The following is a 26197-nucleotide window of genomic DNA, read 5'->3' as shown; positions in this document are numbered from 1 at the left end:
TCCTTCGATTTCTCACAAAGCGCCTCCCTCTGACGAGCGGTCACGTCCGTGCCGCCAGGACTCCGGCGCTCCTGAGAAACGCGTTCGATGTTGAATTGGTTCTGGCAGGTACGCGATCGAGAAATACCTTGACCACGCGCGAAGGGATTGCGAATGACACGTTCTCGACTCCCGGCCCTACCAGCTTGGATCGAATGATTCCTACCAGGTGCCCGTGTTCGTCCAGAAGCGGGCCGCCGGAGTTGCCAGGAGAAATCGGCGCATCGGTCTGGATCAATTCCGTGGGGGCAATGTCGCCGGCCTCGCGCAGTCCTGAAACGATGCCTTGCGTCACCGTCCAGCCCAGCCCAACCGGATGGCCGATGACAAAGATCCTGGTGCCCACAGGCACATCTTCATCGAAATCGAGCATGACCGTCTTCCATACCAAACCAGGCGTTTCAATCCGGACGATCGCAAGGTCATTTTCCACGTCCCGGAAGGCGACCTTGCCGGTGTAGTGATTCCCATCCAGAGTACCGACGCGGACTTCTTCCAAGCCGGCAACCACATGGGCGCTGGTCAGGATATCGCCCGATGAACCGATCACCACCCCGGTACCCTGGCCTTCGTCGGATTGAACGCGAACTACTACCGTCCGGTGCAGGCTGTAAAGCGCGCAAATCGGGCAAGTGGGAGGTGAAGCCGAGACGGCGTGCACCGCTCGATCGGTGGAGTGCAAACCGGTGGCGGACGATCTTGCGCAACCCCCGCTTGACGCAACCGCGCCACCAAGAACGAGCACAACAGCGAGATTTCTAAACATGCGGAGTTCTCTCTTCGACTATTTGGGCGAGCCGCTTCTGGCTCGGCAGGAGGTGGCGAAGTCCGAGGTCGGTTACTTCAAGATCATGGCCCAGCGGCGGGCTGTAACCCATCTTGTCATGGCACGAACCGGGCTTGCAACGCTCCTGTCGTCACCTCGTGAGGGCCTTACGTCTCACGGGACGACTGACACTTGGCGCCGATTATGTTGCCCATTGTATCGCGCGCTGCACGCCGGTCGAACAGGCTTGTAAGACAACGAGAGATGGCTCAAGAATTCGCGCCCGATCGTCTTATGAGTCCCAGCTACTTTGAGAGCACTCCGAGTTGCTTAACGAGCACGATCCGGCGGGGCTGAGACGCCAAATTACTGCATCAGGGGCCTGAAAATCCTGCCGAGCTCGTCGACGTCCGTCAACCCGGCCGAGACGCTCTGAACTCGGCCCGCCGCGTCGATAATCACCAACGTTTGCAATGCCTCGACACCGAATCGTTCGATGAGCTCCGGGGTGGCACGTGATTCGTGTGTCATCTTGTCGTGCTTTGAGACGTAGTGCTTCCACGCTTCCTGGAAGACCCCCTGGAAATTGCACCATTCCTTCTGCGGTTTCCGACGTCAACCCACAGGGCGTCGAAGCGGGACGATTCGCGAAATCTTCGGCGGTCCGCCCGGAATCACGCCATTCATTCCGGGCGCCGAGAATGAGAGGTTCCCCGCTCGAAATGGACGCCCAGAAGCCAAATGCATAGATAAAATGCTGGTCCAGCGGCGTCGGTGAGTATGCCATATGCTTTCTGATATGACGAATCGCCATGTTCCCGACGACGGGCGCGGAACACAGCGCACAGTCGCCACTTGGCGCCGCGCATCGAGCATCATGGCTGAACGGCGACACGCCTCAGCTTTTGCGTTTTTTGACCTTCTTGAGCTTCTTGAGAGCCGATCCTTTGTGCATGGCCATGTGATCCGTCTTTTCGCTCTCGATCAGATATTGCGGTTCCTCTTTCGACGCATGGACGGTGTATCCCTTGAATTTTATCTTCGAATTGATTTTCTTCTTGATGGTCCCGCGTACCCGACCCGCTTCCGAGTTCCACTCAACATGATCGCCGACTTTGAAGCTGTGTTTCATCGGGACGTCCTCCAATGGATTTGTATGGGGGGTGAGCGGCGGGCTCTCGTAAGTGAGCGCTCCACCGATCAGCCGCGCCGCGGATGTGTACGGATGCTCCTGAAGTTTGTTGGAGCCCAGGATGTGAATGACCCGGACGCCTCGGGATTTGAGATAATCAGCGATCATTGACCGGTGACAACGCCACCAGACCGCCTCGGAGCACATGACGGCAGTCCGGCCGCCGCGGGCGATATCCAGCAAGCGATCGACGCCTTTCCTAAATGGCTGAGTCTCCATGTAGTCGGCATAGCCGCGGAAGGCAGCGTTTCGCCACGCATGATTCCGCGAATCAGATCGCGGCGGTCGCCGCCCTCCTAATTCGACCACGTGCTCGTAACCGATACCGGCCGTGGCAAGCGTATGATCCAGCGCTGCCTTGCCAAAATGAGGAAAGCGGCGCGAACCGGGAAAGTGTCGCACGTCAACCAGGGTCTTGATGCCGTTTTGACGGAGAAGGTCAATGAACTCCTCGATCGTTCGGGTCGAGTGCCCAATCGTCCAGATCACAGGCGAATCGGATGCGGAGTCACCCGGCAGGATGCCCTCAGCTTTTAGACAGCCTGTCTCCGCGAGACGACCCAGCAATAAGTGTAAATAGACCAAGCCGCCGAATCGTTTCCACCTTTCGAGAGCGCGGCCGACCCCTTCGTAATCGAGCGGGCCGAGCAGGTGCAGCCACTTCTGCAAATAGTTTCGCGCTCCAACGTCGTCACCCGGAAATATGTTTAGTCGTCCCAATCCGCGCAGCAAGACGTATTCGGCCGACCAACGGCCTACACCGCGCAGATTCTGAAGACAGATAAGAGCAGCATCGTCAGGTAAAGCATCGAGCCCTTCCAAATCCAGATCGCCTTCGGTCACAGAGCGGGCAATCTCGATAATCGCGCGGCCCTTCTGCTGGGTAAATCCGAGTTTGCGCAGGGCCGCGGGTGATGCCTCGACCAGATCTTCGGGGTGTGGAAAAGCATACGCCGTTGCATTGCCAACATAGACAGCGGCGCCATAGGCCTCCGCCAGACGGTTGAGGAGGCGGATGCCAACCGTCAAAGTCAACTGCTGACAAGCGATCGCATTGATTAAGCATTCAAAGACAGTGGCGAAGCGAGGCGGCTTCATCCCCTTAAAGCGACAGGCCACGTCTTCCAGCGGCCTCTCGCCTTTGGCAAATTGATAGAACGCCTGCATATCCATGTCCAGGCCGAGCAACCGGCGCAAGGCTGATGACACCTCAGCCTTGGCTTGCGATCGAAGTGCGTTTCCGCTCAGCACGACCCGAAGCTTCGGCGCCTCAGGCGGTCCAAACTGCGTCACCACGACTTCCACTGGCCCAGTGGTCAGTCGCAACGCCCGGCGGTATGCAGTCCCGTCCCAGCGGTCAACGGCGTTATCCGGGCGACGTCGCAACGTCCACGCCGTCAGATCCAATCGGAAGGGCGGTAGCGGAGTCAGAGAAAAGGAAATCCGACTCTTGAAATCAGATTTCGCCCTCATTGAGGATCAGCTGTCGGCCCGGAGGACTCCTCGGGCGCGATAACCGAACTATCTGCCGGCGCCACTCGTCCTTTCAAGACCAACACAGGACAGGGCGCTACGCGCAACACATGTTCCGCGACACTACCCATCAGCACTCTTCTGAGTCCGCTTCGTCCATGCGTGCCGAGGACAATCAGGTCGCACTGCGTGTCCTGTGCCACTTTGACAATTGATTTGGCCGGGTCGCCTTTGGCGAGTTTGTACTCCATGGAGACGTGATTGTCGGGAGGCTGAAGCTGCCGAAGTCCGTGGCGAATCTCGTCTTCAAACTGTCGCTCACTCTCTCCCAGCCCAAGCTGGGCGAGATCGATAATCTCGTACGTCCCCGCCGGTATTACATTTAAGACGATCAATCGAGCGCCGTGGTCGCGGGCGAGAGAATAGGCCAGCGAAAAAGCGAACCTGGACGGCTCGGAGAAATCGGTTGCGTATAGAATAACCTTTGTCTGCATCTTGTTGACTCCTTGACTAATACTCTTCGCGGCTGACGCGGTCCGACTCGTTTGGCGTTGACGCTCGTCCGATCGCTTTCCTGGATAACGTAAAGTCGTCCATCATTTCGTTTCCCAGGAAGCGATCACGTTGACGGGCTTTCGGTAGTGACATCCAGATGTACGATTAAAAGCATTCGGCTATCCTCTTTCGCGACCACGGTATGTTCAACTCCCGAGGCCAGCATCAGCAATTGGCCCGCGTGAAGATCATGGACATTCCCTTCGGCAGAAATCTCGATGCGACCATCAAGAACCTGAATGATCACGACACCCTTGGCTCGGTGCGGAGGCAGACGTGCAAGGTGGGCAAAGAGATACAGCGCAACCGTTGTAGGGCCGTGCTTAAACAACGCCTCCTGGCGGTGCCCGGCGCGGCCGGCACTTGACTCAAATCCGTCTTTGAGTCTGGCCGTCACCTTGTTCAAGTCAAACTGCTGCTGCGGTGCTGCGAACGGCTGTTCGACCTGCGATCGTGAGGTCTGGACCCCGTGATCTTGTCGCGATGAGTCGGATTCTCCGCTTTTCATAATCCTGGTCCTTTCATTAAGTGCCGACCAACAGCGTCCGCCCCTTCTATTTGTCAAAAAACGACTTGATCGCATGTATTGTGGCGGCGCGGCCGGCACGACCCCACGAAGACATGAGCGGGATTTCCTGGGGACACACCGCCTCACAGTTTGCGGCCTTTCCGCAGTTTTGAATCCCCCCGGGTGCAATCAGGGCGTCGAGCCGCTGACGCGCAGTCATACGCCCGGTCGGATTCGAATTTATCAGGACCGCCTGATTCATGGCGGCGGCCCCGATGAACGCCTGATCGAAAGTGTCGTTCTGGCGTTGGCTCAATTGTTCGCTCGTTTCATCCGGCAGCGGCTTCGGATCAACCTTGCTGTATTGCGGACAAGCTTCCAGACAGCAGCCGCAACTCATGCACTTACTAAGCGGATATAATTGTTCCTGATCGTCCGGCGATTGACGAGGTCCAGGGCCCGTGTCGTAGTAGCCGTCGACCGGGATCCAGCATTTTAGTTTTTCCAATGCGCGAAACAGTCGTCGACGATCCACCACCAGATCGCGCATGACGGGAAACTTACTCATGGGGCGCAGTTCGATTTGCTGAGGATGCTGCTCCAACAGCCGATCGACCAGTGCGGAACACGCCTGTCGAACGCGCCCATTGATCAGCATCGTGCAAGAGCCACAAACCTCCTCCAGGCAACTGGCATCGTAAGCAACCGGTGCAACTTCGCGGCCTGAGGTCGTTCGTGGTTGCGCGGCGATATGTTGGAGTACACTCGTCACGTTCATTCCCGGTACGTGTTCCAGTGAAAACGTTTCCCAGTAGCTCGGCAGGCCAGGTCGATCCTGGCGGAGGATGCGCACGGCAAATTGGGTTTTCGGCAGTGCCGTTGAGACCGTAGATTGGTTCATCTTAATATCCAGAATAGCGAAGTTCTCGATCAGGGCAGATTTCTGCAACAATTCCACTACCAAGCGAGAACACAGAATGAATCATATGCTCTCGTCGAACAAATGGCCCGGGCGTGGCCCAAACGGGGGTTTCCCGGCTTTCAGGGCAAATGAAAGAATCCGCGTTTCTATTTGGCCGCACAAGCCCTCCCGTCGTCCTGAGTCATGCCTTCGCCGGAAGGACTTACAACGGAATTGGGTTTTGACGCGTCCGCTGAGACAGCGCGATTTCGTTTGAGGCTTCGGGGAAGCGGCCCCATTGGATCGGAATTCTCTTTTAGGTCGCGGGCCGTTGCCATTGCTCCAATCACTTTCCCCTCTCCATCCTTGACGATTGAGAAAGCAAGGCTGACATAGAGCTTTCGGCCGGTCTTATGGACTGCCCTCGTCCTTAGAGCGCGTTTTCCATACTTGGTGCGGCCGGACACAATCGCTATCCCAAAGCCTTTCCAATGAGCATGCCGGAGATGATCTGGAATGATGATGTCCAGGCTCTGGCCGATTGCTTCGTCCCGGCCAAAACCAAAGCGCTCGGCGGCGGCATTGTTCCAGATCCGAATTCTCCCCTCCAGGTCCGCCAGGATGACGGCGTCCGGCCCTTGGTCAATAGCCAGCCGAAACAGGTCCAAGTTGGCCATAGGCGCTGTAGGTGCGGCACATTCCGGCGGCGGCTTGGATACTTTATTTTTCATGGGAATAGTTCTCCATCAAATACTGGCCAGCTCACCGAAGTATTCGTAGTCCTCGGCGAAGCCCCCTTCACCCTTACCGATCGACTGGACATCCTCGACGAACTCGATCGACTGGATCCACTTGACCATCTTAAAACCTAGTTGGTTCTCGACGCGCAAGCGCAGCGGTGCGCCGTGGAGATGGTTGAGTAATGGTCAAATTTCGTTGATGACGCGGTAATCAGGCGGCGTTTCTCTCGGCCTTTTCTCCATTGACGAACTTCACACCGGCGATGACATCGGGAAGCAGCGTCGCGCCATTGAGCAGCCGCCAGTGGTTCGCGGCGGACTCGCACAGCTTGAACACCATTGCCAGACACGCGATCCGACTGCCGTTGCCTTTGGTCCGGCGGTGACGCAGCCGCACCGTGGCGAACGTACTTTCGATCGGATTCGTCGTCCGCAGGTGCCGCCAGTGCTCGGCCGGGAAGTCGTAGAACGTCAGCAGCACCTCGCGATCCTTCACCAGGCACTCGGCCGCGCCGGGGTATTTGGCCGCGTAGTGGGCCACGAAGTGATCGAACGCCTGGTTCGCATTCTCCCGCGTCGGCGCCATCCAGATCTCGTGCAGCTTGGCCTTCGCGCCGGTCTGCACCCGCTTGGGCATCTTGTCCAACACGTTGGCCGTCTTGTGCACCCAGCAGCGCTGCGCCCGGGTCGTCGAATAGACCTTCGGCAGCGCCGCCCAGAAGCCCAGCGCTCCGTCCGCCGTGGCCAGCTTCGGGTCGATCGTCATGCCCCGTTGTTGGCAGTCCAGCAGCAGCGAATACCACGACTGCTCGCTCTCGCGATGGCCGTCGACCACCGCGATCAGCTCCTTGCGGCCGTCCGCCCTCGCGCCCATCAGCACCAGAATGCACTGCCGGTCTTCCTCCAGGCGGATGTTGAAGTGAATCCCATCCGCCCAGAGGTACACGTAGTGCTTGCCTTCCAGGGAGCGGCGATTCCATGACTGGTACTCGTCCTGCCAACTCGTCATCAAACGCGTGATCGTCGTGGCGCTGAGCCCCGCCGCCTGGGGACCGACCAGCGCCTGCAGGGCCTCGCTGAAGTCTCCGGTGCTGATGCCCTTGAGGTACAGCCAGGGGATCAACTCCTCGATGGCCTTCGTCTTCCGCAGGTACGGCGGCAAAATCGACGAACAGAACCGCTCCACGGCCTGGCCATTTGCATCCAACGCTTCGCCGGCCTCGCCGCGGCCGACGATCCGACGGTCCCACACCCGCGGCTGCGTCACCTCCACCGGCCCGACGCCGGTGACGAGGGTCCGGGTGGGATGATGGCCGTTCTTGACCACCTGCCGGCGGCCTTGCGGATCGCGCAGATCGGCGTGCCCTTCGATCCAGCCATCGACCTCCGCCTCGATCGCCTGGCCCAGGAGCCGTTGGGCCCCGTCCCGCAGAATCTCCGTCAAAACGTCTCGGCTGGGGACTGGAATCGTCTCGATCGACTCGTTACTCTCCTGCATCGGCGTACTCCTCTGCCCATCGTGGGCGGCTCGGAACCTCGAACAAGTCCCGAGAGTACGCCGCCTTTTTTTATCCCGCCACCATCAACGAAATTCGGTTATAGCTCGAGATGGTTGAGCGGCTGGTCGTTCATTTCATACGCCAGCAGCGTGTGGTCGTTCATGGCGTTCTTGATCGAGAGGCTGTCGTAATACCGAACGCCCACGACGCCCTCGTGGAGCGCGACGCCATCACCGAACGAATGGAAGACAACCGCCTTTGCGTTGGGTTTCGGCTGTACAAGTCGGATCAGTTCCGCCATCGGAAGCCCACTCCACGCGGCGATGCCCGACCATCCCTGGATGCAGTGATGCAGCGTGATCTGCGTCTTCTTTCCGAGTGCATGCAGCTCGTCCAAGGATAGTTCGACCGGATTCTCCACCAGGCCGGATACTCTCAGCCGATAGCCTTCGAAGCTGTTGGTTGCCAAAGTGGTCCATTCCTCGCAGGTTGGCAATTTGCCGTTGGCCCAGAGGAACGGAGAGATGTCTTCGCGGCTGAACTCAGCCTGTGGAGTGGGACGATCGAGAAGAAACGACATCACCGGTGTGACGATCGCCTTGGCGGCATGCTGCACGAGCCGCGGCCGCCGCCACGCCAGCCAGTTCGCCAGTGCGTTTGCCGCAACAATGACTCCCACTCCCATTGCGCCGAGGTACACGCCCGTCATACCGGTGTCATCCACGCCGACGACGATGTGATTCATGTTCCGCACGAATCCAGTGATCGCCACCATCGCCACATGTGCGATCACAAAGAGGACGAACGCACACATGACGAGAAAATGCAGCGACCGGCCGATTTGCCTGTTGCCGGGCAGCTTCGGATACCAGTGGAATCGATTCGTCAGTGCAGGCGACATGGAGGGCCCGCTGAGAATCGCCAGCGGCGCCAGGATGAACACCACCCCAAAGTACGAGAGTTGCTGTAGGGCGTTGTAGTGGTAGAAGCCGTTCGGCTCCGGCGGCAAGTGGAAGGTGGCGTAGTGAACGAAGACAGCCCATGCATCGGGGACGATTTGCCAAGAGTGGGGCACGAGGCGCTTCCACTGGTCAGTCACGAACAGAAGGATCACAAAGACCAATCCATTGCCCACCCAGAACAGCACGCTGAGAAAGTGCCAATGGCGGGCAATGCCAATGGAGTGTCGATAGCCAGGCAGGCCGATCCAGGGTGAGAGATAGCGAGAGTCATCCTTGGCGGTCCAAACACGGTCCGTGGGCACTTTGACAGGCGTGAGCCGAAGCCACTCCGTGCCGGGCGTGCAATGGTGGTTCCAGTACAGCCGAGGGTGGTCCATGAGAATCTGCAGCCCGCTGCGGATAAGCAGGACCAGAAAAAGAAAATTGACGTAATGCGTGATCCTTAACCAATCTGGGAAACCGCGAGGTTCCGCGGTCAATTCCAAATTCAATGTTTGTAAAGCGGGCAACGGGGGCAAGCCGAGTGCGCCCCATTGCATGTAAGCCGCGGCAACCAGGATTAGCAACGGCGACGCGAGCAGCAGCAGCGATTTACGACGAATATTCATAATCATCACTCTGCAAGCAGCTCGTAGGAAATGGACGAGTGGCAGAGAGGCAAACCAGCGTTTCGACTTCGTCTCCTAGCGCGCCGGGAAACGATCCGGTATCGATTCGCGTCCATTGTCCTGGCTGTTGAAGTCGATCCAACGAAACGTGAAACGATTCGTCGCGCCAATTGTCAGTTCCGCGGTCGGAAGATCGGGAAGATGCACACCTAAGCCGAAATCACTGGTGGAACGGTCGTGCATGGTTGTCCAACCGAAGGTCAAGAATCTATGCTTCACCATCGCGAGATTCGGTGAAGTGCCGCTCGATCTTAGTGACCATTTCGTGTAAAATCTTGAGACGACGTGCGAATGCAGGGGGTGCTGCTTTAATAGCCTGGCGCTACTCCCTTATCCACAGACTGAAGCTCCCTCTCGGCCTGTAACCAGTCAGAGCGCTCGTCGCCTGGTCCGCCGCGGCGATCCTGGGAAATCTGAAACGCGCGAATGCGAATGCGATCAACGGTGCATTTATCGTCACGAGAATCGGCTTCGACGGTGTCTGCGGCCTGCTCGGGTGCGGTGCTGAACTGCGACCGTGGCTTAGTAGATTTGCGATGGCGATTGTTGTGCGACATTGCGGTACCCGTTTCTCCCCCCAAAGTGGTTATTGAAATCGACTCGCTGGAAACGCTCCGGCGATGATTGCGACAACCGACTGAATTCTCGCCCAAAAAACGATACATGAGGGGCGCGCGAATTCTACGAACTCGGCCGACTGCAAATCCTGGTCGCCCTGCGTCACGCCGACCGATCCGGCATCGGATTGAATTGCCGCCGACGATGGATTGACCGATTGGGCTCAGATGCGCGATCATCGAGAAGTGCTCGATGTCGCCGTTGACCCGTTGCGGAAGCAGGCTTCCAAATCGCGTTCACATTCGGGCATCCCTCGTAGAGCATTCGTTCAACGCATAGCCGCTCGTAAAAATCGCTCTCGGCCTGGCGGGCGGTTAGATTGGGCGCCTCCTGTGGGCGCCGAATCCTCAAGGTCCATTTTTCCGCATGTGTTCGCTCACTCTCAGGTAGTCTCGAACGCACAAAGTCGCGCATGTACCATCGAATCCGCAACGACTGCAATACCAGCACAAGAAGGGACGCCAGGAGGAGCCACCCCACCACGCTCGCGATGAGGTCCGTTGCATCGAGCGAGAGCGCCCAGGCACAAGCGAGTGCGGTAATAATGACGGCTGCCAGCAGCTCCTTCGTTGGAGTGTATTTCGTGAACGACATATCGCGCCTCGTATTCATTTCTCGATTCTCCTTTGAGACTCGGTAATATTGAACCTGACTCCAAACGCGGCCCGGTTATTGGAAGTGCATTACCGCTTCATCAATCCGATTCACGTTGTCGTTCTGTTTCCCGCGGTCTGAATTGGCACAGTCAAAGCGCGGAAGCCACGCGGTGAGGAACTCAATGACGGATTACCTGTATTCCGCCCACATAAAGGCGGCGGCGACCACCGCGGAGTCCTGGGCCTTTTTGTCTCGGGCCTGCAGTTGGCGCTCGGCGGCAATCCAATCGTCCGTTGCGTGACCGTATACGCCGCTGTGGCGACGCTCGGTATAGATTTCGTACGCCCGGGAACGGACTCGTTCTTCACTCGGTCTGGTCGATGCGGACTTCGTTGCGGATTTCAACGCCGCTGGTTTAAGTCCGGTCTTGTTTTTGCGTGCCATTTCAGCTCTCCTACTGAAGGTTCAGTTCCACTAACGATCATCTTCACTGTCCCCGGCTGCTACAGGTGCAAGTCGCCAGCGGCCTCGGGCTGATACAACACTTTCATGATCTCGCAGGTCCGCCGGCCGCTGGGCAGATTGAACGAAACGCGAGCGCCCACGCGGTAGCCCAAAAGAGCGGCGCCGAGAGGTGCGATCACCGAAATCCGACCGGACTCCGGATCCGCATCCTCGGGGAATACAAGCGTGAGCGTCGTGTCGCGACTCCCGTCATCGTCGCGCACCTGCACCGTGGAGTTCATCGTGACAATGTCGGCGTCGATCGCTTCCGGGGCCACGATCTTGGCGCGTTCGAGTTCTGCGCGCAACGCATCCAGGTAAGGTCTTTCCTTGCCGAACGGATCACGAGTGCTGCGAAGCAGCTCGCGTAACCGATTCATGTCATGGTGCGTGATATAGATATTTCGTTTGTTCATGTTGCCACCGTAAATGTTGCTCTTGAGAAATCATCAAACATAAGGTCTGAATGAACCGCAACGGGCACGTCAGGCTCACTGGTCATGCGGCCCGAAAAAAGCTAAATTACAGTGGCGGTCAGCGTGCCAGCCGAGAGTTGGCCCCGCTGACCGGGAATTCCACCGCATCGTGGTGAGTACTACTTAGCCACAGTGGCCGGCGTGTACTCCCGCATCCTTCTGCCAGGCCGCAGCGCCATCGGTGTAACGCGAAACGGCGGTGAAGCCGGCTGCTTCCAGTTTCTTCGCCGCGTCTTCCGAGGAGTTGCACTCCTTGCTGGCGCAATAAACGACGACCGGCTTTGCTTTGCTGCCCGCCTTTTGCTCCACGCGGGCTACGAAATCGCTGCTCTCCAGCGGAATGTTGACCGCGCCGGGAATCTTGGTTCCCTCAAAAGCCGCGGCGCTCAGGGTGTTGACCAGGGTAAGATTTCCATTTTGGCTCTTGAGTGTCTTGAGCTCGTTTGTGGTAATCGTTTTCATTGTGCGTCTCCTTTGACGTAAAAAGTCCTTGGCGGCTGCCACTCGCAGCAGCGCCCCTTCGAAGGTATGACCAACAATCATCTCCCTCGCCGAACGTATATGGGCAATCAACGTGCCAACCATGATTTGACAAAAAAACCGCGTTTTTTGATCAGAATCTCGGTTGGATGGTTGCTGGGAGCGGGGCGTTGTGTCCCTTCGGGAAGAATTGAACCGTCACCGTCGAGCCCTTGCGTTCCGCATGATGCCCTTTGCTGACGCGCAGAGTTTCGCAATCGATGTCTGTAAGATGGGCCGAAACCGGGATTGACGAGAGAATCGCCAACTCCAGTTACCCTCACGGGCGCACTGCCGCAGCCCACGGAGGCTTGTGTGGAACGTGAAGTGCCGGATTCAGTCAACCGGCGACTTCTACTACGCGAAGGAGACGAGCATGCAGAATCCATACTGGCTATTACCGCGTGAGGCTTACGGATCCTACCAAGCATATCTGGAAGACACGGGCGAGAATGCCGTTGTCAAAGCACGATCGCTGACGTCCGAGCTTGTATTGAACGAAATCCGACAGTCGGGATTGCGCGGCCGGGGCGGGGCTGGTTTTCCGACCGGCACCAAGTGGCGGACTCTGCAGACGCATTCGTGCCCGACGCGATTCGTGGTTTGCAATGCGGCGGAGGGAGAGCCGGGGACGTTTAAGGACCGCTATCTTCTTCGCAAGAACCCATATTCGACAATCGAGGGCATGTTGATAGCGGCGCATGTCATCGGGGCGCAGCATCTGTACATTGGTCTCAAGACGTCGTTTGCATTGGAAATTCAGCGTATCAAGGATGCTCTGAACGAGTTCTGGAAAATGGGCCTGCTGGAGGGCCTGCGGTTCACGATCGTGGAGGGGCCGGAGGAATACCTGCTCGGCGAGGAAAAGGCGCTGCTAAACGTCATTGATGGTGCAGGGCCGCTCCCACGAGAAGCACATTATCCACCGTACGAGCTTGGCTTATTCGCCAAGCCGGGCTCTCCGAATCCGGCGCTGGTCAACAACGCAGAAACCTTTGCCCACGTTGCGAGCATAGTACGCAACGGGGCGGCGAACTTTCGCGCGATCGGCACGGCGGATACGCCGGGCACCTGCATCTTTACGCTGTGCGGGGATGTATCGCGGCCGGGCGTCTACGAGCGACCGGCAGGAATCACCATTCGTCAATTGCTTTATGAAGTGGCCGGCGGTCCAAGCCAGGGACGGGACTTCAAGGTAGTGCTCTCGGGCGTCGCTACGGGCGTGATCATGCCTGATAAATTTGATACACCGGCGGAGTTTGGCTCGCTGCATATGATCGGCAGCGGCCTGGGATCTGCCGGATTCATTGCCTATTGTGAGGGTACAAGCGCGCCGCGGATCGCGCAAATGGTGGCGCGGTTTCTATACGTGGAATCGTGCAATCAATGCACGGCATGCAAGCACGGTTTGCGAACGGCCTCGACCACGCTGGACAAATACTTCTCGATGGAGGGAGCGGGCGAGGACGACTTCGATCGAGCGCTTGCAGGCGCGCAACACGCACCCCAGGCCAACCGATGCTACCTGCCGGTCCAGGGTTCGATGTTGATAACCAGCCTGATGACGCGTTTTCGGCATGAGTTTGACGCATTGCAGGCGGGGAGCGCGGAGGCCCGAGAGACGGTGCCGATCCCGAAGATCAAGGATTTCAACGAAGCCATCGGTGCATTCGAGTACGACGAGTTCCAAGAGCACAAGAATCCCGATTGGAGCTACAGCGTGCCGCGGCATCCTGTTCCCAAACCGGCGGCGCCAGCCGCTACGTCCCATGGACCGGTGTCCATCCATCTGGAACCCGACGTGCGGGAGGCGTTCCTCGCGCTCGCGCGATCAGGCAGCGTCGACCTGGAAAAACAAGTCAACGACACTCTGCGGCAGTGGCTTGAAAGCCGCTAGTGGAGGGCGCCGCGACGGATTGAAAAATAATATCGACAAATACGCAGTCGGTACTAGACGGCCCCGGCGTCCGTTACTTTTGAGAGAACCTCGATCTCGACATCTCGCTGCAATACGAGGTCCGTGATGCTTCCATCGTCCAATAGGATTCTCAGGCGCATGAGCGGGAGCTGCCCGGATTCACTGTGGGCGAACCAATTCTGAAGAACTGAACGTCTTTCCTTGTAATACTGCAAGAACGTCCCCTCCGTTGTCGTCGTCCAGAGCCCCCTCGACGGACTCACGACCGATTGCCGGACTCGAAGCCGCGTGCCGTGCTTGATACGTTCGAGTCTCATCGATCACCGTCGACGCCTTGTCCTTACGAATAAACTTGAATAATGGAGGCAACTACAAACCATTGCCCAATCGCAGGGCGGAGGGCGCCTCAGAAGGCTCGTTGAGCTCTAAACATCTAAATGCATAGTTCGCCTTCGATCTTGCATTTCGCGTCCGACGTCCGCGAGTTGCTCCGCTGATAGCAAATCAGCCGCCACTGGAAATATCTCCCGGTCTTCGATGCCGATGTGTTCCAGATACAGCGCCTGAAGCTTCTCAAGCATTGCAAGCAGTTCCCGTAATTGGGTCGCCGGGAGCAGCCCTTCGCTCAACCATTGTTCGAGCACGCCATCGACTCTTGCGTGAAGGTCTTGGGCCTCCTCATGGTCGGCCTCCAGCCTATCGAGAGCCTCGTAGGACTCTCCGAGCGCGTCGGCGGCAGCCCTCATCCGAGGAAACAACGATTCTTCCTCATCAGCCGTGTGCCTGGGAGCCGCAAGAGTGAAATAGCGTCGGCAGACTCGGATGGCATTAGCAGCTTCTGCCGTAAGCGCACGGTCGCCGAACTCCTGCGCCACTCGAATGAGCGCCGCGAGAAAGTGTTCGATCCGGCGATGGCAGTCAGACAAAAGACCGAGGGGCTCGTCAAAGTCATGTATGGGCGAATTTACATTGAGAGAAATCATTGACGCTCCTTTTCGGTTTCCGAAGCCGATTTCTCCGGCTGGCACGGGGACGACTTCGGAAGCTGTGCAATCGGCTGTACATTCGGGCAGCCCTCAGAGAGCATTCGCTTGTCCGCGAGGATTTCGTCGAGATCGCATTCCGCGCGAGGATGAGTAGTGCCGACTTCTTTGGTACGCATCACCTTCTCCTTGAGCTGTATTCTAGTCCGCGCAGGAATTCTGCCAGCGCCAATGCGTTGTTGTGCGCTTCATCGCGAGCGGCGTAGACGAGCGTTACGACACCCTCGCGGGCGAGTTCCAAGAGAAATGTGACCTCGTCCGGCTTCTGGCGAAGCTCCGCGGCGTATTTCGCGCGGAATCCGTCCCACTTCTCCGGCTCGTGGTCGAACCACTTTCGCAGCGGCGTGCTCGGAGCGATTGTCTTGAGCCAAGTTTCGATCCGGAGGACATCTTTCGAGAGCCCGCGTGGCCAGATGTGGTCTACGAGCACCCGATGCCCGTCCGGAGCGGTCGCTGTATCATAGGCGCGCTTGATTCGAATTCGATCGACCTTGCGCTTCGTCCTGCGCTCGGGTGTCCTTCGCTGTTGGCGGCCTTCATTAGCTGCTCGCGAAGCATGCGACGAGCGGGAAATTGCCGGAGACGTCCCATGCTTAATTGGGACGCCAGACATGCGTTTTGCCTTGGCTTTCCCTGCGGACATGGGCTTCTCCACGGGCTTGTGTTAATACTTGCCGTATGCGCACCTACCTGGCAACCAAAGGCGCTCAAGACCGCATCGCAAACAGCTACGACGAGAAGGCTACAATACGGACGCGTAGACTTCCTCGGTGCGACAGGCGATGTCGGTCCATGAGAACTGATTTTCGGTTACTTGCCGGCTCTTGTGCTCTATCTTATCAGCATGCTCGCGATTAGCCAATGCTGTTCCAATGCTCCGGCCGATGGCGTCCTGGATGTCAGAAACAACGAAACCTGTCTCGCCGCGGCGCACAAATTCCGCGGGTGGTGACTCTTATGTCCCTGCTTCCGTTAGTGTCAACGCCGCCTGCAATCGATGCCAGGCTGTCATTGACTCCCGCCAGCAATCCTGCTCGGCAGCGAGCCAGTCGCTCAACTCATCACCGGCAACGCCGCTTAACATCCTCGCCTCGTAACGCTCCTGCGCGCGGAAACGAATCTGCTCATGGGTGGGTCGGCACTCCGTAAACACCTTCGTCGGGCGCGCGGTCTCGGGCGTTAGTGGCGCTTTTTCCGTATCGATAAAATTGGCTCGTTTCAGCTCACGCTGAAATGCCCGTCTGCTTATGCGATCCACTCTCATGAGTCGATCGGACTCGCGGGGCAATTCACTCCGTGCACGAGCCCCGTTTCGCTCTATGTCGGTAATCTTGACGTTCATGACTGGACTCCCTCTGCAAGTCCCAATTCGCTTAACGAAAGGGGAAAATCTCGCTCGCTATCATGGTCTACAATCCAAGCTTCAGACTGTGCAGATTATAGTGCGCGGCGTCACGACTCCGGTCTGGAGCCGCCCTTCTTAGCCGCCGCTTGGCTCGTTGGATCGCGTTGTGCATCGCCAAATAGGCCGACTTCCCCACCGCCGAAACATTTATTTCTCCGCGCGGAAACATGAGCAGCCTTATGCGACACTGGATGTCGATTCCGCCGCGCGGCCCGTTCACGTCCTCAAAGCTAACCGTCACGCTTTCGATACGATGGACGAAACGAGCCAGGGAACGCCGAAGCCGATTTTGCAGGTGCTCTCGACTCCAATCACCCAGAGGATGGCTCTGCGTAACAATTTGAACTTGCATGGGATTTCCTTTCCGTCTGCCGGGTCTTTGGCTTGAGGCCGATCCGTCTTACCCCTGGTGAAGTTTTGGGTACGCTACAGAACCGTGCTCTTCCTTGAGAACAGACCACTCAAGGGCCGCTCGGGCCCGTGAAGTTTGCTCAGTCGTGCAAGCGCCAGAGCACCCAGGGCCAGGCCAAGGTCGCGCAATGCAAGGTCGTAGTATCCCGGAATCATCAGCAGGTTGGCGATGATTCCCAGGAGCCATGCCGCGACCACATAGGCGAAAACCCGAGGCCAGAGGGCGACGCCGATTCCGGCGACGATCTCGATAACACCGACCCCGAGCATGAACCCGTGGGTATTCCCACCCACGAGATTAGCCCGAATATTTCATCAGGTCGGCGTTGAATAGGAATAGAAAAAGCCTCGAAGCCCTGTAGACTGGGGTTTCGTAAGAACATTCCGGTCCATAGGCAGGGAGGCTTTTTCGTGACAGACTGTAACAGCAAACCGATGTTCTTTTCCAGTCTCGGCCGCAAGAAAATCGTGGCCGATTTCACAGGCGGAACGCTCACCTCAGACGCCGGGGGTCTGCTGCTTCGGGAGGTCGAGCGGCGTCTGGGCCTGGTCGATCAACTGGCCGGGGTCATCAACGACCCGCGTGATCCGGCCCGAATTCAACATGACCAGCGGGTCATGCTGGCCCAGCGCATCTTTGCCATTGCGATGGGCTACGAAGATCTCAACGACCATCAAGCCCTGCGGAGCGATCCCGTGCTGGCGGTCCTGACCGGGCGGCCGCCGAGCGCGGATGAGCCGCTGGCCAGCAGTCCGACCTTGTGCCGGCTGGAGAACCGCGTCACGCGCGGCGACCTGGCACGAATGTCGCGTGTGCTGGTGGAGCAGTTCATCGCGTCCTATGAATCGCCGCCGGAGGAATTGATCCTCGACTTCGACGCGACCGACGATCCGATCCACGGCAACCAGGAAGGCCGCTTCTTCCACGGCTATTACGACCACCACTGCTTCCTACCGCTGTATGTGTTCTGCGGCTCGCGGCTGCTGGTCTCCTACCTGCGGCCCAGCAACATCGACGGGGCCCATCACGCCTGGCCCATCCTGAAGCTGCTGGTGCAGCGCTTGCGACAGGCGTGGCCCGGGGTGCGGATCATCGTCCGCGGGGATTCCGGCTTCTGCCGCCGGCGAATGATGAAATGGTGCGACCGGCACGGCGTCAAGTACGTGCTGGGCCTGGCCCGCAACACCGTCCTGGAGAAAGCGGCCGAGTCCTTCATGCAGGCGGCCGAGGCCCAGTTCGCCACCACGCAGCAGAAGGTGCGGAACTTCCACGAGATCGAGTACGCGGCGCAGACCTGGGATCGCCCGCGCCGCGTGATCGTCAAGGCCGAGCGGCTGGTTCAGGGGCCCAACGTTCGATTCGTGGTGACCAACCTGACCGACCGCACGCCGAACGATATCTACGACGGTCTGTACACGGCCCGCGGCGACATGGAGAACCGCATCAAGGAGCAGCAGCTCGGGCTCTTCGCCGATCGCACCAGTTGCCACGCCTTCCTGGCCAATCAGTTCCGGCTGCTGTTGTCCTCGGCGGCCTACGTCCTGGTGGAAACGCTGCGCCGCACGGCCCTGGCCGGCACCGAACTGGCCGAGGCCCAGGTGAACACCATTCGCCTGAAACTCCTCAAGGTCGCCGCGCGGGTGGTCGTCTCCGTGCGCCGCGTCGTACTGCGACTGTCGAGCAGCTGCCCCCTGCAGGACCTGTGGCGATCCCTGGTTCCACGACTCCGCCTGATCCCGCCCGCCCCATCATGACCCGAAAAACAACCTGATCACCGCTTGGGGGTAAGGGGGCTCTGCGCGCCCCAACCTCCACCTTCATCCCTCCGCTCACGCACAAAGCCGAAAAACTCCGTCCATCACCATTCGAAGATCACTGATGAAATATGCGGGTTAGCGGTGATCGGGGCGACGTATTGGTCCCAGTTAACGAGCCAGTGAAAAAACTTATCGAACCCGGCAACGATCGGCGCAATCGTGAATCCAACACGAAGAATCCAGAATGCCTGAAGCGACGGACTCGCGGCGAGGTCTGCCTTGATTTGGGCCAGTTTCGTGATTGAGTTCGAGTTGTGAACGTAAATTGCATCTGCCATGACTGACTCCCAAAAAATGCGATTCCTCGATCGCGATATCCTTATGCTTCGACTCTGTATCACTAGGGGAAGATTCCCCGCTCCATGTACAGTCGTTCGAGGCGTTTTAGTGCGACGAGATACGCGGCCGTCCGCGGGTCGACGTTCGATTCCTTTTCTGTTCGTCGCACGGACCGATAGGCGTTTGTGATCATCCTTCGCAAACGGCGGTCAACTTCTTCGAGATCCCACGCCTCATTCCGCTTGTTCTGGAGCCATTCGAAGTAGCTCACGATGACGCCGCCGCTGTTGCACAGGATGTCCGGCAGCAGCTCGACGCCGTTCTGTCGGAGAAGCCTGTCGCCCTCGGCGTCCGTCGGACCATTGGCCGCCTCGACTACCAGTCGGACCTTGAGCCATGGCGCGGTCGTCGCGGTGATCTGATTCTCCATGGCGGCAGGAACGAACAAGTCGGCCTTCGTCCCGAAGAACTCGCGATGAGTGATCACCTCGGCCTTGGGATAGGCGTCCAGGCTGCCGGACCGCCGGACATAAGTCAGCAAGTCCTCGGGGTCGATCCCGCTATCGTTTCGAACAGCGCCTGTAACGTCCTCGACCGCGATCAATCGAGCGCCACGCTGGACAAGTAGCCGCGCGGCCCACGACCCGACGTTACCGAATCCCTGAACCATGAATGTCATCTGACTCAGATCAACCATGTTGTCTTTTGCCCATTCATCAACGATGAATGCGACGCCCTGGCCCGTGGCTTTGTCGCGGCCCTCGCTGCCGCCGGCGGCGATCGGCTTTCCAGTGACCACGTGGATGTTGCACTGCCGTTCGTGTGCCGGTCGCGTCGAGAGATAGGTGTCAAGTATCCACGCCATGATCTGGGCATTCGTGTTCACATCGGGAGCCGGGATGTCGTACTCGGGACCGATGTTATCGCCCAACGCGAAGACAAAGCGCCGCGTGATGTGCTCAATCTCAGCCCGCGAATAATCACTCGGATCAATTTGAATGCCGCCCTTGGCGCCGCCGAACGGCACGCCTACGACGGCGCACTTCCAGGTCATCCATGCCGCCAACGCGCGAACTTCGTCAATTTCGACATGCGGATGGTAGCGCAGGCCGCCCTTGAAGGGACCCAGTGCGTCGTTGTGCTGCACTCGGTAACCCACGAACATTTCAATGTGGCCGTCGTCCATGCGCACCGGAAAGTTCACAACAATCTCATTCTTGGGACGGGCGAGTATTTTTCGAACGCCGGCATCCAACCTCATTGAATCAGCGGCGGCGTTGAACTGTTGCAAAACAGTGTTATAGAGACTTCTGCGGACCGGTGAATCAAGCGCTTCAGCGGCACGGTCCGTCAGTGTCGGCTCGACGATGCCGCGGGCTTCCGTCGCGATGGTCGGTGTCTCTGTCAACATGGAACTGTCTCCGTGTGCGGGCCAACTGGTTCTTCGTTTAATACGTTGCAAAAATCCACGGCAGCTTGCGGTGGAGAGACGGAATGCTCCGAGCGCGACGCCTCGGGCATGCCGGACTCGCTTACCAATCGTCCCGGAAGCTGGCAGGCGCTCGCAATGTCGCCGTCTTCGGAAGCGATGAGGTCACAAGTGGTCTCGCGCGTTTGCCGCGTCGGCGACGAAGCATCATTTGGCGACACAAGCAGTCCCGGAAGATTCAGCGGCGTCGCCCATTCATATTCAATGCTCTCGATAAGCATGTGTTGCGACGCGGGCCGATCAGGTTGCAGCTCCTCGATACCCGGTTTCGTCGAACAATCTTCCTTTTGGGTGGACTTGCATGGCTTCGTTGTCGTCGTCATCTTGGTTCACCTTTGTTGCCAACTCGATTCCATGGCTGACCGGCCACGGTTTTCACTAGGGGATTACAGCAAGCATCGTGCCATGCGCAATTCCTCGTGAATCCGCACTTTACAAGCAGGAATCGAGTTCTTGGCGGCGGATCGTGCGGAACGGAACGCCCCGGCGGAGTGAAATGAACCGAAATAGTGGCCGTGGTGATTCCCAATCAGCAATTGAAGGAAAAATGTCACTTCTTGAGTCTCATTGGGAAACTCTAGCGATCAATGCCGGGAATTTCAGTCGAGCGGGTCTTGTTTCTCCGTACGGTGACGAAAACCGCTTCGATGTGCTCGCACCCAACATCGTCGAGCGCGCGATGGGGCCCGTACTCGCGCGTCGCGGTGAATCGCATTGCCAGGGGCAACGCTGTCGCGTCGATGAGGTTGCCGTCCAATTTGACTCTAACGAAGCCCGGGAATTCGTAGAGAAGATGCAAGGCCGGTGCTGGAAAAGTGATCGTCGACGGGGCGCTTCGGGCGGGAGAGGCGCGCCTAACGACAGGCTTCGAATTTGACGAATCGTGCGACTTTCCGCTGGCGAAGGCTGCTTGCGGCCGCGATGTCCCTGAAATACAATCTGAAGGGCACTGTAGTCTCTGGGAACCATCTCAATGAAGATACTCGTAGCCCATGACGGCTCTCAGTACAGCGAATCCGCGCTGGTAAGCCTTCGACTTGCCGGACTTCCCTCCGACACCGAGGTTCATGTCTTATCGGTTCTCGATGATCAATCAATCCGTTGCGGTTCGGCGACCGGAGGAGCAGAGACAGGCGGGCAACGTCAGCCGGATTCCGGCGAGGACTACGAGAGGCAGCTCGCGATTGCACGGCGGGGAGCTGATCTGATCCGCAGCCTCTTCCCGAGTTGGGCGGTTACGGCTGAAGTCCGCGTTGGATCCCCGGCATTGGAGATCATCAAGTGCGCCGAAGGTGACGATGGACAGGCGGGGGCTCGTCCTTTCGACCTAGTGGTAGTTGGTTCGCGCGGCCTCGGAGGGCTGAAGCGGTTGTTGCTGGGCAGCGTAGCCCACCGCATCGTGACGACACTTCGAGGTTCGGTGCGGGTGTCGAGGGGACGGCAAGATCGCCTGAATTTCCCGCCGGAATCGGACGAGACTTCCGCGCCGCGGCTGATCGTAGGCGTGGACGGCTCACCGGATGCGCACGCGGCGGTCGAAGTGATAGCGTCCCGGAGTTGGCCCGTTGGGACTCGTGTCGTCGTCGCGTCATTTGAGACGGGCCCACTGACGTTTGTCTCTCAACAGGTAGATAATACGATCTGGGGCGGTGCGCCACTCTCGTCCGATTCGCCGGCGGTCAGTGGGCGGCCGGCCTTGCGGGTTGTGTCCGAAGCCGCGGATTTTTTGCGCCTTCAGCGCCCGGAGCTATTAGTAACCACGCTCGTGAATCCAGCCCACCCCCAGTACGGCCTGTTGGAAGCGGCCGAGACATGCGATAAGAATGGAGCGGACTGCATCTTTGTCGGCGCTACCGGACATCGCGGAATCGTGCGGTTCCTATTAGGCAGCGTTTCGACGACCGTGGCCATGAACGCGAATTGTTCGGTCGAGATCGTTCGGCGCGGAACATAGCCCTCGGGAAGGGCGGCTGCCTCCCATCAGGGCGCGCCCTTGGAAGGGGAAAGCGCGTACTCTTCGACAATCTGCCGCATCCTGCGAATGAAATGCACGACAGCTTCGCCGGCGATTCCAGCAAGAATGCATGGCCAGCGCGTGAACTGCCGGGCCTGTCGATACACTCCACAATACGCCGATTAACCACGCTTCGGGAAAGGCTGATCAAGATCGGCGCGAGGGTGGTGCGGCACGCCAGGCATGTCAGGTTTCAGATGGCCGAGGTGGCAGTGCCCCGACAGGTTATTCGCCGCGATTCCTGACCGCATTCAGCGGCTCGGTGTCCCACCGCATTTGGTTCGGCGTAGCTGATGCTCGTGACCGGGCGATACGTTGCGGATTCGTTTGGAAGCAAGGATTGACGCGGCGCGGAAACGGGCCGAACTCGTTGTTCCGGCCGCGTGAGTACCAGGATTGGCGCGTTGCAGCGCGTAAATCGGTTCGATTGAGGGCGACCGAGGCCGTTCTCGATTGAATCGAGCAGGCCGTTCAGATAGGATGAACATTGAGTTGTGACAAATGGGAAATGCCGGTCTACCTGACTCACGAATCGAGCGCAGCATGAGAGATTTCAAGAACATATTGGTTGGAGTTGACCTCTCGCAAGGAGACCATTTTGTCTCGGACGAATTGCCGCCTCCCAGCATCGAGGCGATCGAACGCGCCCTGTGGCTGGCCAAATTGAATTCGGCACGGTTGCGTTTCTTCTACGCGCTCGACGTGTCCGCCGCGACTCAACGAATGATCGCGGAATCCCAAGGCGGTGAACAATCGGTACTTGATCAGGCAAAGCGTGTACTCGGCGATCTCGTTGAGCGTGCTAGATCGGAAAACATAGACGCCAGTCTGGAGGTGCGCTTCGGCAAGAGCTGGTTGGAGATGATTCGGCTCGTAATGCGCGACGGGCACGATCTCGTCGTGGCTGGAACGCGGCACCTTGGCGCAGTGCGAGGCTTTCTCATGGGGAGTACGGGCATCAAGCTATTGCGGCTATGTCCCTGTCCCGTCTGGATTACACAGCGTCGGAACGGTGAGGAGATCAAATCTGTACTCGTCGCGCATTGCCTGCGACCGGTAGGTGACCTGGCAATGGAATACGGGTGTGCCATGGCGGAACTGAATGGCGCTCAATTGCATGTTATTCACTCGCTCGAATTCCCGAAATTCGACTGTAAATTCCCGTCGGTCGTATCTTCCGCAAAGGCCGAAGCACTCCGCTCCGAGGCGCAGCAACACATTGAATCGCAATTGAAAAACTTCAATTTTAACCAACAGCCGCAGGTTCACATCGTCACCGATCCACCTGACTTAGCGATCATGCAACATATCGAGAAGTGTGACATTGAACTCCTGGTCATGGCCACCATTGCTCATACGGGGATCGCGGGGTTCCTCATCGGCAACACGGCCGAGCGATTGCTGCCGCAGATTCCGTGCTCCGTGTTAGCGGTAAAGCCGCCGGAGTTCGTTTCTCCAGTTTCGGCCTGACAGAGTTCAAAGCGATTTGTAGTTCTTCAACTTCTCTCGAAGAGTCTTGCGATCGATGCCGAGAATCTCAGCCGCGCGGGTCTTGTTCCCTCCGACGGTAGCGAGAACCGCATTGATGTGCTCACGCTCAACATCGTCGAGCGAACGCTGAAGCCCGCGCTCGCGCGGCACCGTGAATCGCATCGCGAGGGGCAACGCCGTCGCATCGATGGTGTCGCCGTCAGTCATGACGATGAGACGCTGAATGAGATTCTGAAGCTCTCGAACATTGCCCGGCCATGAATAGGCGCGAAGAGACTCAATCGCTCGATCGGTCAGCCTCGGAACGGGCCGACCCGCCTGCTTCGAAAACCGTTCCAGGAAGTAATGCGCCAACAGCAGGACGTCGTCGTCGCGCTCGCGCAGCGAAGGAAGATCAATCGTCACCACGTAAAGTCGATAGAACAGATCCTCCCGGAATGCTCCACGCTCAACCATCGACCCCAAGTCCTTGTTGGTCGCGGCGATCACACGGACATTGACCGCACGGGACCGGTCGGCGCCGACCATTTGAACTTCCTGCTCCTGGAGCACGCGCAGCAATTTGGCCTGTGCCGAGGGCGCCAGCTCGCCGATCTCATCGAGGAAGATCGTCCCTTCATCGGCGGCCGCGAACAATCCGGCGCGGTTGGACGTCGCGCTGGTAAACGCGCCCTTCACGTGGCCGAAAAGTTCACTTTCCACCAGGCCTTCGGGAATGCCCGCGCAGTTCACGGGAACAAACGGCCCCGATGCCCGAGTGCCGCCGTAGTGGATCGCGCGGGCGACCAGCTCTTTACCGGTGCCGCTTTCGCCGGAGATCAAAACTGTGGCGTCCGCGACCGCTGCCCGGGAAATCAGGTCGAAGACTTGCCGCATCGCCGACGAATCGCCGATCAGGCCATGCGGAGGCTGATGCATTTCAGCGGCGGGCGCCTTGGCAGCGCGGCGCGCATGGACCTTCTCCAATGCACCTTGCACGGTGGCGATCAGCTCTTCGTCGGTGAAGGGCTTGGGTAGATAGTCTTCCGCGCCTTCCCGCATGGCTGACACCGCACTTCCGATCGAGGCGAATCCCGTGATCATGATGACGCCGGTGTCGGGAAGGTTGCTGCGCACGTGGCGAATCAGGTCGAGCCCCCCGATCCTCGGCATGCGGAGATCCGTTACAACCAGATCGACAGAAGTGCTTTCCAGCAATTCGACCGCATTGGCGACGTCTTGCGCCGTGAAGACCACGTATCCCTGCGTAACGAGGTTCCTCTCCAGGACCTTGAGGGTGCTTACGGAGTCATCGACCACGAGAATGCGGTCCTGATTCGTCATGATTGACTCTTTCCAGAAGCAGGCTGCCGGACATTTCCAATGAGAGGCAACCGAACGATGAAGCGGGAGCCCTGTCCTTCACGGCTCTCCGCGTCAATTGTACCACCATGTGCCGTAACGATGCCGTGAACGACCGACAAGCCCAGGCCCGTCCCTTCGCCAACATCCTTGGTCGAAAAGAAGGGGTTGAATACTTTACGCAGGGTCTCGGGGCTCATTCCTTGACCGGTGTCGGCCACGGATATTACCAGGCGCATCGCCTCGAACCTGGTCTCAATTGTCACGGTCCCCTCGACCGCAATGGCCTGCATCGCGTTGACCGTCAGATTCACGAGCACCTGGCGAATCTGAATCGGATCCGCCTCGATGGTCGGCAGATTGGCGGCGAGTTGCCGTATCAATTTGATACCCTGCCTCTCGCACCCGGCCTCCAAGAGAAACAAAGCATCTTCGATGAGTTCGTTTATGTTTATGGGCGCCTTCTTGAGCGGTGTTTGATGGGCGAAAAGCAACAGCTTCTTGACGATCTCACGAGCTCGCAATGAAGCCGCGACGATTTCACGCAGATCATCGATGACCGGCTGTGGTATTTCCGGCGCCTTCAGGGCCAGTTGCGCGAAGCCGAGTATGTTGCTCAATGGTTCATTCATTTCGTGTGCAACGCCTGCGGCGAGTTGGCCGATCGTCGCGAGGCGATCGGCGTGGCGCAACTGCGCTTCGAGCAAGCCTCGCCTCGCTGCGCCCTCCTCCCGGGCGATGAACAGCGAGACTTGTCGGGCGACGTTCTCCAGCAGACTGAGTTCCTCTGGAATAAATGGGTCCCCGGCATCGGCGGGCAAGGTAGATGTGTAGCCCACTTCGACCGAGCCTCTCTGTACGTCCTCGATGACGAGCTCTACGCGTTGGACGGCGCCAACCCCGTCGAACCCCGGACTTTCGAACCGTTCGTCATCGAGCATAATCCTGGCGACGGCGCGGTCCGGATACCG

At 58.5% G+C, this 26197-nt stretch carries 29 protein-coding genes and 3 pseudogenes; 5 read left to right on the top strand and 27 right to left on the bottom strand.

Going from position 1 to position 26197, the window contains the following annotated elements; genetic code table 11:
* Window positions 1-40 precede the first annotated feature (40 nt).
* From HS101_01230 to HS101_01155, 16 genes and pseudogenes are all read right to left on the bottom strand, one after another.
* Complete coding sequence (locus HS101_01230) at window positions 41-805, bottom strand: trypsin-like peptidase domain-containing protein (protein ID MBE7504887.1); 765 nt, start codon at window positions 803-805, stop codon at window positions 41-43.
* An 898-nt stretch (window positions 806-1703) separates the two neighbouring features.
* The gene (locus HS101_01225; protein ID MBE7504886.1) at window positions 1704-1937 is read right to left on the bottom strand and encodes a DUF2945 domain-containing protein; all 234 of its coding nucleotides are present in this window, start codon (window positions 1935-1937) and stop codon (window positions 1704-1706) included.
* A gap of 48 nt (window positions 1938-1985) precedes the next feature.
* A pseudogene (locus tag HS101_01220) lies at window positions 1986-2486 on the bottom strand (DUF488 domain-containing protein).
* Between the two features lie 30 nt (window positions 2487-2516).
* Window positions 2517-3470, bottom strand: a pseudogene (locus HS101_01215) (DNA-3-methyladenine glycosylase 2 family protein).
* Window positions 3467-3964: a universal stress protein gene (locus HS101_01210; protein MBE7504885.1), complete on the bottom strand. Its 498-nt coding sequence runs from the start codon at window positions 3962-3964 to the stop codon at window positions 3467-3469. The pseudogene HS101_01215 and the gene HS101_01210 overlap by 4 nt, the downstream one beginning before the upstream one ends.
* Before the next feature lie 125 nt (window positions 3965-4089).
* Window positions 4090-4533, bottom strand: coding sequence for a cupin domain-containing protein (locus HS101_01205; protein ID MBE7504884.1), 444 nt, complete (start codon window positions 4531-4533; stop codon window positions 4090-4092).
* A 46-nt stretch (window positions 4534-4579) separates the two neighbouring features.
* Window positions 4580-5434: a succinate dehydrogenase iron-sulfur subunit gene (gene sdhB / locus HS101_01200; protein ID MBE7504883.1), complete on the bottom strand. Its 855-nt coding sequence runs from the start codon at window positions 5432-5434 to the stop codon at window positions 4580-4582.
* Between the two features lie 167 nt (window positions 5435-5601).
* Window positions 5602-6111 (bottom strand): PAS domain S-box protein, encoded by a 510-nt coding sequence (locus HS101_01195; protein ID MBE7504882.1) that lies wholly within the window; start codon window positions 6109-6111, stop codon window positions 5602-5604.
* A 69-nt stretch (window positions 6112-6180) separates the two neighbouring features.
* A complete protein-coding gene (locus tag HS101_01190; GenBank protein MBE7504881.1) occupies window positions 6181-6330 on the bottom strand; it encodes a hypothetical protein in 150 nt (49 codons plus the stop codon).
* 55 nt (window positions 6331-6385) lie between these two features.
* Window positions 6386-7672: an IS256 family transposase gene (locus HS101_01185; protein MBE7504880.1), complete on the bottom strand. Its 1287-nt coding sequence runs from the start codon at window positions 7670-7672 to the stop codon at window positions 6386-6388.
* A 98-nt stretch (window positions 7673-7770) separates the two neighbouring features.
* Entirely contained in the window at window positions 7771-9114 is a 1344-nt protein-coding gene (locus HS101_01180) for a cytochrome b/b6 domain-containing protein (protein ID MBE7504879.1), read from the bottom strand.
* Between the two features lie 204 nt (window positions 9115-9318).
* The gene (locus HS101_01175) at window positions 9319-9486 is read right to left on the bottom strand and encodes a hypothetical protein (protein ID MBE7504878.1); all 168 of its coding nucleotides are present in this window, start codon (window positions 9484-9486) and stop codon (window positions 9319-9321) included.
* A gap of 125 nt (window positions 9487-9611) precedes the next feature.
* Window positions 9612-9860 carry a DUF2934 domain-containing protein gene (locus HS101_01170; GenBank protein ID MBE7504877.1) on the bottom strand — a complete coding sequence of 83 codons (249 nt, stop codon included), beginning with the start codon at window positions 9858-9860 and terminating at the stop codon, window positions 9612-9614.
* Window positions 9861-10707: 847 nt separating this feature from the next.
* Window positions 10708-10962 (bottom strand): DUF2934 domain-containing protein, encoded by a 255-nt coding sequence (locus tag HS101_01165; protein MBE7504876.1) that lies wholly within the window; start codon window positions 10960-10962, stop codon window positions 10708-10710.
* A gap of 59 nt (window positions 10963-11021) precedes the next feature.
* Window positions 11022-11438 (bottom strand): nucleoside diphosphate kinase regulator, encoded by a 417-nt coding sequence (rnk, locus tag HS101_01160; GenBank protein MBE7504875.1) that lies wholly within the window; start codon window positions 11436-11438, stop codon window positions 11022-11024.
* A 183-nt stretch (window positions 11439-11621) separates the two neighbouring features.
* Entirely contained in the window at window positions 11622-11960 is a 339-nt protein-coding gene (locus HS101_01155) for a rhodanese-like domain-containing protein (GenBank protein ID MBE7504874.1), read from the bottom strand.
* Window positions 11961-12393: 433 nt separating this feature from the next.
* Here HS101_01155 and HS101_01150 point away from each other — a divergent pair, with 433 nt between their 5' ends.
* On the top strand, window positions 12394-13914 hold the full coding sequence (locus HS101_01150; GenBank protein MBE7504873.1) for an SLBB domain-containing protein: 1521 nt from the start codon (window positions 12394-12396) through the stop codon (window positions 13912-13914).
* A gap of 53 nt (window positions 13915-13967) precedes the next feature.
* On the opposite strand, the gene HS101_01145 is transcribed toward HS101_01150, so the two are convergent.
* From HS101_01145 to HS101_01115, 7 genes are all read right to left on the bottom strand, one after another.
* Window positions 13968-14252 (bottom strand): hypothetical protein, encoded by a 285-nt coding sequence (locus HS101_01145; protein ID MBE7504872.1) that lies wholly within the window; start codon window positions 14250-14252, stop codon window positions 13968-13970.
* 108 nt (window positions 14253-14360) lie between these two features.
* Window positions 14361-14918 (bottom strand): hemerythrin domain-containing protein, encoded by a 558-nt coding sequence (locus HS101_01140; protein ID MBE7504871.1) that lies wholly within the window; start codon window positions 14916-14918, stop codon window positions 14361-14363.
* Entirely contained in the window at window positions 14915-15097 is a 183-nt protein-coding gene (locus tag HS101_01135) for a hypothetical protein (GenBank protein MBE7504870.1), read from the bottom strand. Before HS101_01135 ends, HS101_01140 begins: the two co-directional genes overlap by 4 nt.
* Window positions 15097-15591, bottom strand: a complete 495-nt coding sequence (locus HS101_01130; GenBank protein ID MBE7504869.1) for a DUF488 family protein — start codon at window positions 15589-15591, stop codon at window positions 15097-15099. Before HS101_01130 ends, HS101_01135 begins: the two co-directional genes overlap by 1 nt.
* 342 nt (window positions 15592-15933) lie before the next feature.
* The gene (locus HS101_01125) at window positions 15934-16320 is read right to left on the bottom strand and encodes a hypothetical protein (protein ID MBE7504868.1); all 387 of its coding nucleotides are present in this window, start codon (window positions 16318-16320) and stop codon (window positions 15934-15936) included.
* Between the two features lie 67 nt (window positions 16321-16387).
* A complete protein-coding gene (locus HS101_01120; protein MBE7504867.1) occupies window positions 16388-16735 on the bottom strand; it encodes an HPF/RaiA family ribosome-associated protein in 348 nt (115 codons plus the stop codon).
* A 74-nt stretch (window positions 16736-16809) separates the two neighbouring features.
* Entirely contained in the window at window positions 16810-17064 is a 255-nt protein-coding gene (locus HS101_01115) for a hypothetical protein (protein ID MBE7504866.1), read from the bottom strand.
* A 165-nt stretch (window positions 17065-17229) separates the two neighbouring features.
* Between HS101_01115 and HS101_01110 the strand changes: the two genes are divergently transcribed.
* Window positions 17230-18549, top strand: coding sequence for an IS1380 family transposase (locus tag HS101_01110; protein MBE7504865.1), 1320 nt, complete (start codon window positions 17230-17232; stop codon window positions 18547-18549).
* Between the two features lie 104 nt (window positions 18550-18653).
* On the opposite strand, the gene HS101_01105 is transcribed toward HS101_01110, so the two are convergent.
* Both HS101_01105 and HS101_01100 read right to left on the bottom strand, forming a co-directional pair.
* The gene (locus HS101_01105) at window positions 18654-18890 is read right to left on the bottom strand and encodes a hypothetical protein (GenBank protein MBE7504864.1); all 237 of its coding nucleotides are present in this window, start codon (window positions 18888-18890) and stop codon (window positions 18654-18656) included.
* A 62-nt stretch (window positions 18891-18952) separates the two neighbouring features.
* A complete protein-coding gene (locus HS101_01100; GenBank protein MBE7504863.1) occupies window positions 18953-20302 on the bottom strand; it encodes a Glu/Leu/Phe/Val dehydrogenase in 1350 nt (449 codons plus the stop codon).
* 1051 nt (window positions 20303-21353) lie between these two features.
* Here HS101_01100 and HS101_01095 point away from each other — a divergent pair.
* The 3 genes and pseudogenes from HS101_01095 (at window position 21354) to HS101_01085 (ending at window position 23864) form a co-directional block, all read left to right on the top strand.
* On the top strand, window positions 21354-22334 hold the full coding sequence (locus tag HS101_01095; GenBank protein ID MBE7504862.1) for a universal stress protein: 981 nt from the start codon (window positions 21354-21356) through the stop codon (window positions 22332-22334).
* A 182-nt stretch (window positions 22335-22516) separates the two neighbouring features.
* Window positions 22517-22639: pseudogene (locus tag HS101_01090) on the top strand (transposase).
* Window positions 22640-22937: 298 nt separating this feature from the next.
* The gene (locus HS101_01085; GenBank protein ID MBE7504861.1) at window positions 22938-23864 is read left to right on the top strand and encodes a universal stress protein; all 927 of its coding nucleotides are present in this window, start codon (window positions 22938-22940) and stop codon (window positions 23862-23864) included.
* Between the two features lie 6 nt (window positions 23865-23870).
* Here HS101_01085 and HS101_01080 read toward each other — a convergent pair whose 3' ends face one another.
* On the bottom strand, window positions 23871-25208 hold the full coding sequence (locus HS101_01080; GenBank protein MBE7504860.1) for a sigma-54-dependent Fis family transcriptional regulator: 1338 nt from the start codon (window positions 25206-25208) through the stop codon (window positions 23871-23873).
* Entirely contained in the window at window positions 25205-25933 is a 729-nt protein-coding gene (locus HS101_01075; GenBank protein ID MBE7504859.1) for an ATP-binding protein, read from the bottom strand. Before HS101_01075 ends, HS101_01080 begins: the two co-directional genes overlap by 4 nt.
* Window positions 25934-26197: the final 264 nt, after the last annotated feature.

The organism is Planctomycetia bacterium, from assembly GCA_015075745.1.
In the GTDB taxonomy this organism is placed as follows: Bacteria; Planctomycetota; Phycisphaerae; order UBA1845; family UTPLA1; genus UTPLA1.
This window is presented reverse-complemented; position numbering and strand designations above follow the sequence as displayed.

Bases quoted from the DNA above. Each gene is read 5' to 3' on its own strand.
- HS101_01130 (MBE7504869.1), bottom strand. From the start codon at position 15,591: ATGTCTGGCGTCCCAATTAAGCATGGGACGTCTCCGGCAATTTCCCGC.
- HS101_01165 (MBE7504876.1), bottom strand. From the start codon at position 10,962: ATGGCACGCAAAAACAAGACCGGACTTAAACCAGCGGCGTTGAAATCC.
- HS101_01110 (MBE7504865.1), top strand. From the start codon at position 17,230: ATGTTCTTTTCCAGTCTCGGCCGCAAGAAAATCGTGGCCGATTTCACA.
- HS101_01140 (MBE7504871.1), bottom strand. From the start codon at position 14,918: ATGATTTCTCTCAATGTAAATTCGCCCATACATGACTTTGACGAGCCC.
- HS101_01210 (MBE7504885.1), bottom strand. From the start codon at position 3,964: ATGCAGACAAAGGTTATTCTATACGCAACCGATTTCTCCGAGCCGTCC.
- HS101_01095 (MBE7504862.1), top strand. From the start codon at position 21,354: ATGAAGATACTCGTAGCCCATGACGGCTCTCAGTACAGCGAATCCGCG.
- HS101_01105 (MBE7504864.1), bottom strand. From the start codon at position 18,890: ATGGCAGATGCAATTTACGTTCACAACTCGAACTCAATCACGAAACTG.
- HS101_01115 (MBE7504866.1), bottom strand. From the start codon at position 17,064: ATGCTCGGGGTCGGTGTTATCGAGATCGTCGCCGGAATCGGCGTCGCC.
- HS101_01230 (MBE7504887.1), bottom strand. From the start codon at position 805: ATGTTTAGAAATCTCGCTGTTGTGCTCGTTCTTGGTGGCGCGGTTGCG.
- HS101_01120 (MBE7504867.1), bottom strand. From the start codon at position 16,735: ATGCAAGTTCAAATTGTTACGCAGAGCCATCCTCTGGGTGATTGGAGT.
- HS101_01225 (MBE7504886.1), bottom strand. From the start codon at position 1,937: ATGAAACACAGCTTCAAAGTCGGCGATCATGTTGAGTGGAACTCGGAA.
- HS101_01100 (MBE7504863.1), bottom strand. From the start codon at position 20,302: ATGTTGACAGAGACACCGACCATCGCGACGGAAGCCCGCGGCATCGTC.
- HS101_01170 (MBE7504877.1), bottom strand. From the start codon at position 9,860: ATGTCGCACAACAATCGCCATCGCAAATCTACTAAGCCACGGTCGCAG.
- HS101_01205 (MBE7504884.1), bottom strand. From the start codon at position 4,533: ATGAAAAGCGGAGAATCCGACTCATCGCGACAAGATCACGGGGTCCAG.
- sdhB (MBE7504883.1), bottom strand. From the start codon at position 5,434: ATGAACCAATCTACGGTCTCAACGGCACTGCCGAAAACCCAATTTGCC.
- HS101_01145 (MBE7504872.1), bottom strand. From the start codon at position 14,252: ATGAGACTCGAACGTATCAAGCACGGCACGCGGCTTCGAGTCCGGCAA.
- HS101_01080 (MBE7504860.1), bottom strand. From the start codon at position 25,208: ATGACGAATCAGGACCGCATTCTCGTGGTCGATGACTCCGTAAGCACC.
- HS101_01175 (MBE7504878.1), bottom strand. From the start codon at position 9,486: ATGCACGACCGTTCCACCAGTGATTTCGGCTTAGGTGTGCATCTTCCC.
- HS101_01085 (MBE7504861.1), top strand. From the start codon at position 22,938: ATGAGAGATTTCAAGAACATATTGGTTGGAGTTGACCTCTCGCAAGGA.
- HS101_01185 (MBE7504880.1), bottom strand. From the start codon at position 7,672: ATGCAGGAGAGTAACGAGTCGATCGAGACGATTCCAGTCCCCAGCCGA.
- rnk (MBE7504875.1), bottom strand. From the start codon at position 11,438: ATGAACAAACGAAATATCTATATCACGCACCATGACATGAATCGGTTA.
- HS101_01150 (MBE7504873.1), top strand. From the start codon at position 12,394: ATGCAGAATCCATACTGGCTATTACCGCGTGAGGCTTACGGATCCTAC.
- HS101_01135 (MBE7504870.1), bottom strand. From the start codon at position 15,097: ATGCGTACCAAAGAAGTCGGCACTACTCATCCTCGCGCGGAATGCGAT.
- HS101_01155 (MBE7504874.1), bottom strand. From the start codon at position 11,960: ATGAAAACGATTACCACAAACGAGCTCAAGACACTCAAGAGCCAAAAT.
- HS101_01125 (MBE7504868.1), bottom strand. From the start codon at position 16,320: ATGAACGTCAAGATTACCGACATAGAGCGAAACGGGGCTCGTGCACGG.
- HS101_01195 (MBE7504882.1), bottom strand. From the start codon at position 6,111: ATGGCCAACTTGGACCTGTTTCGGCTGGCTATTGACCAAGGGCCGGAC.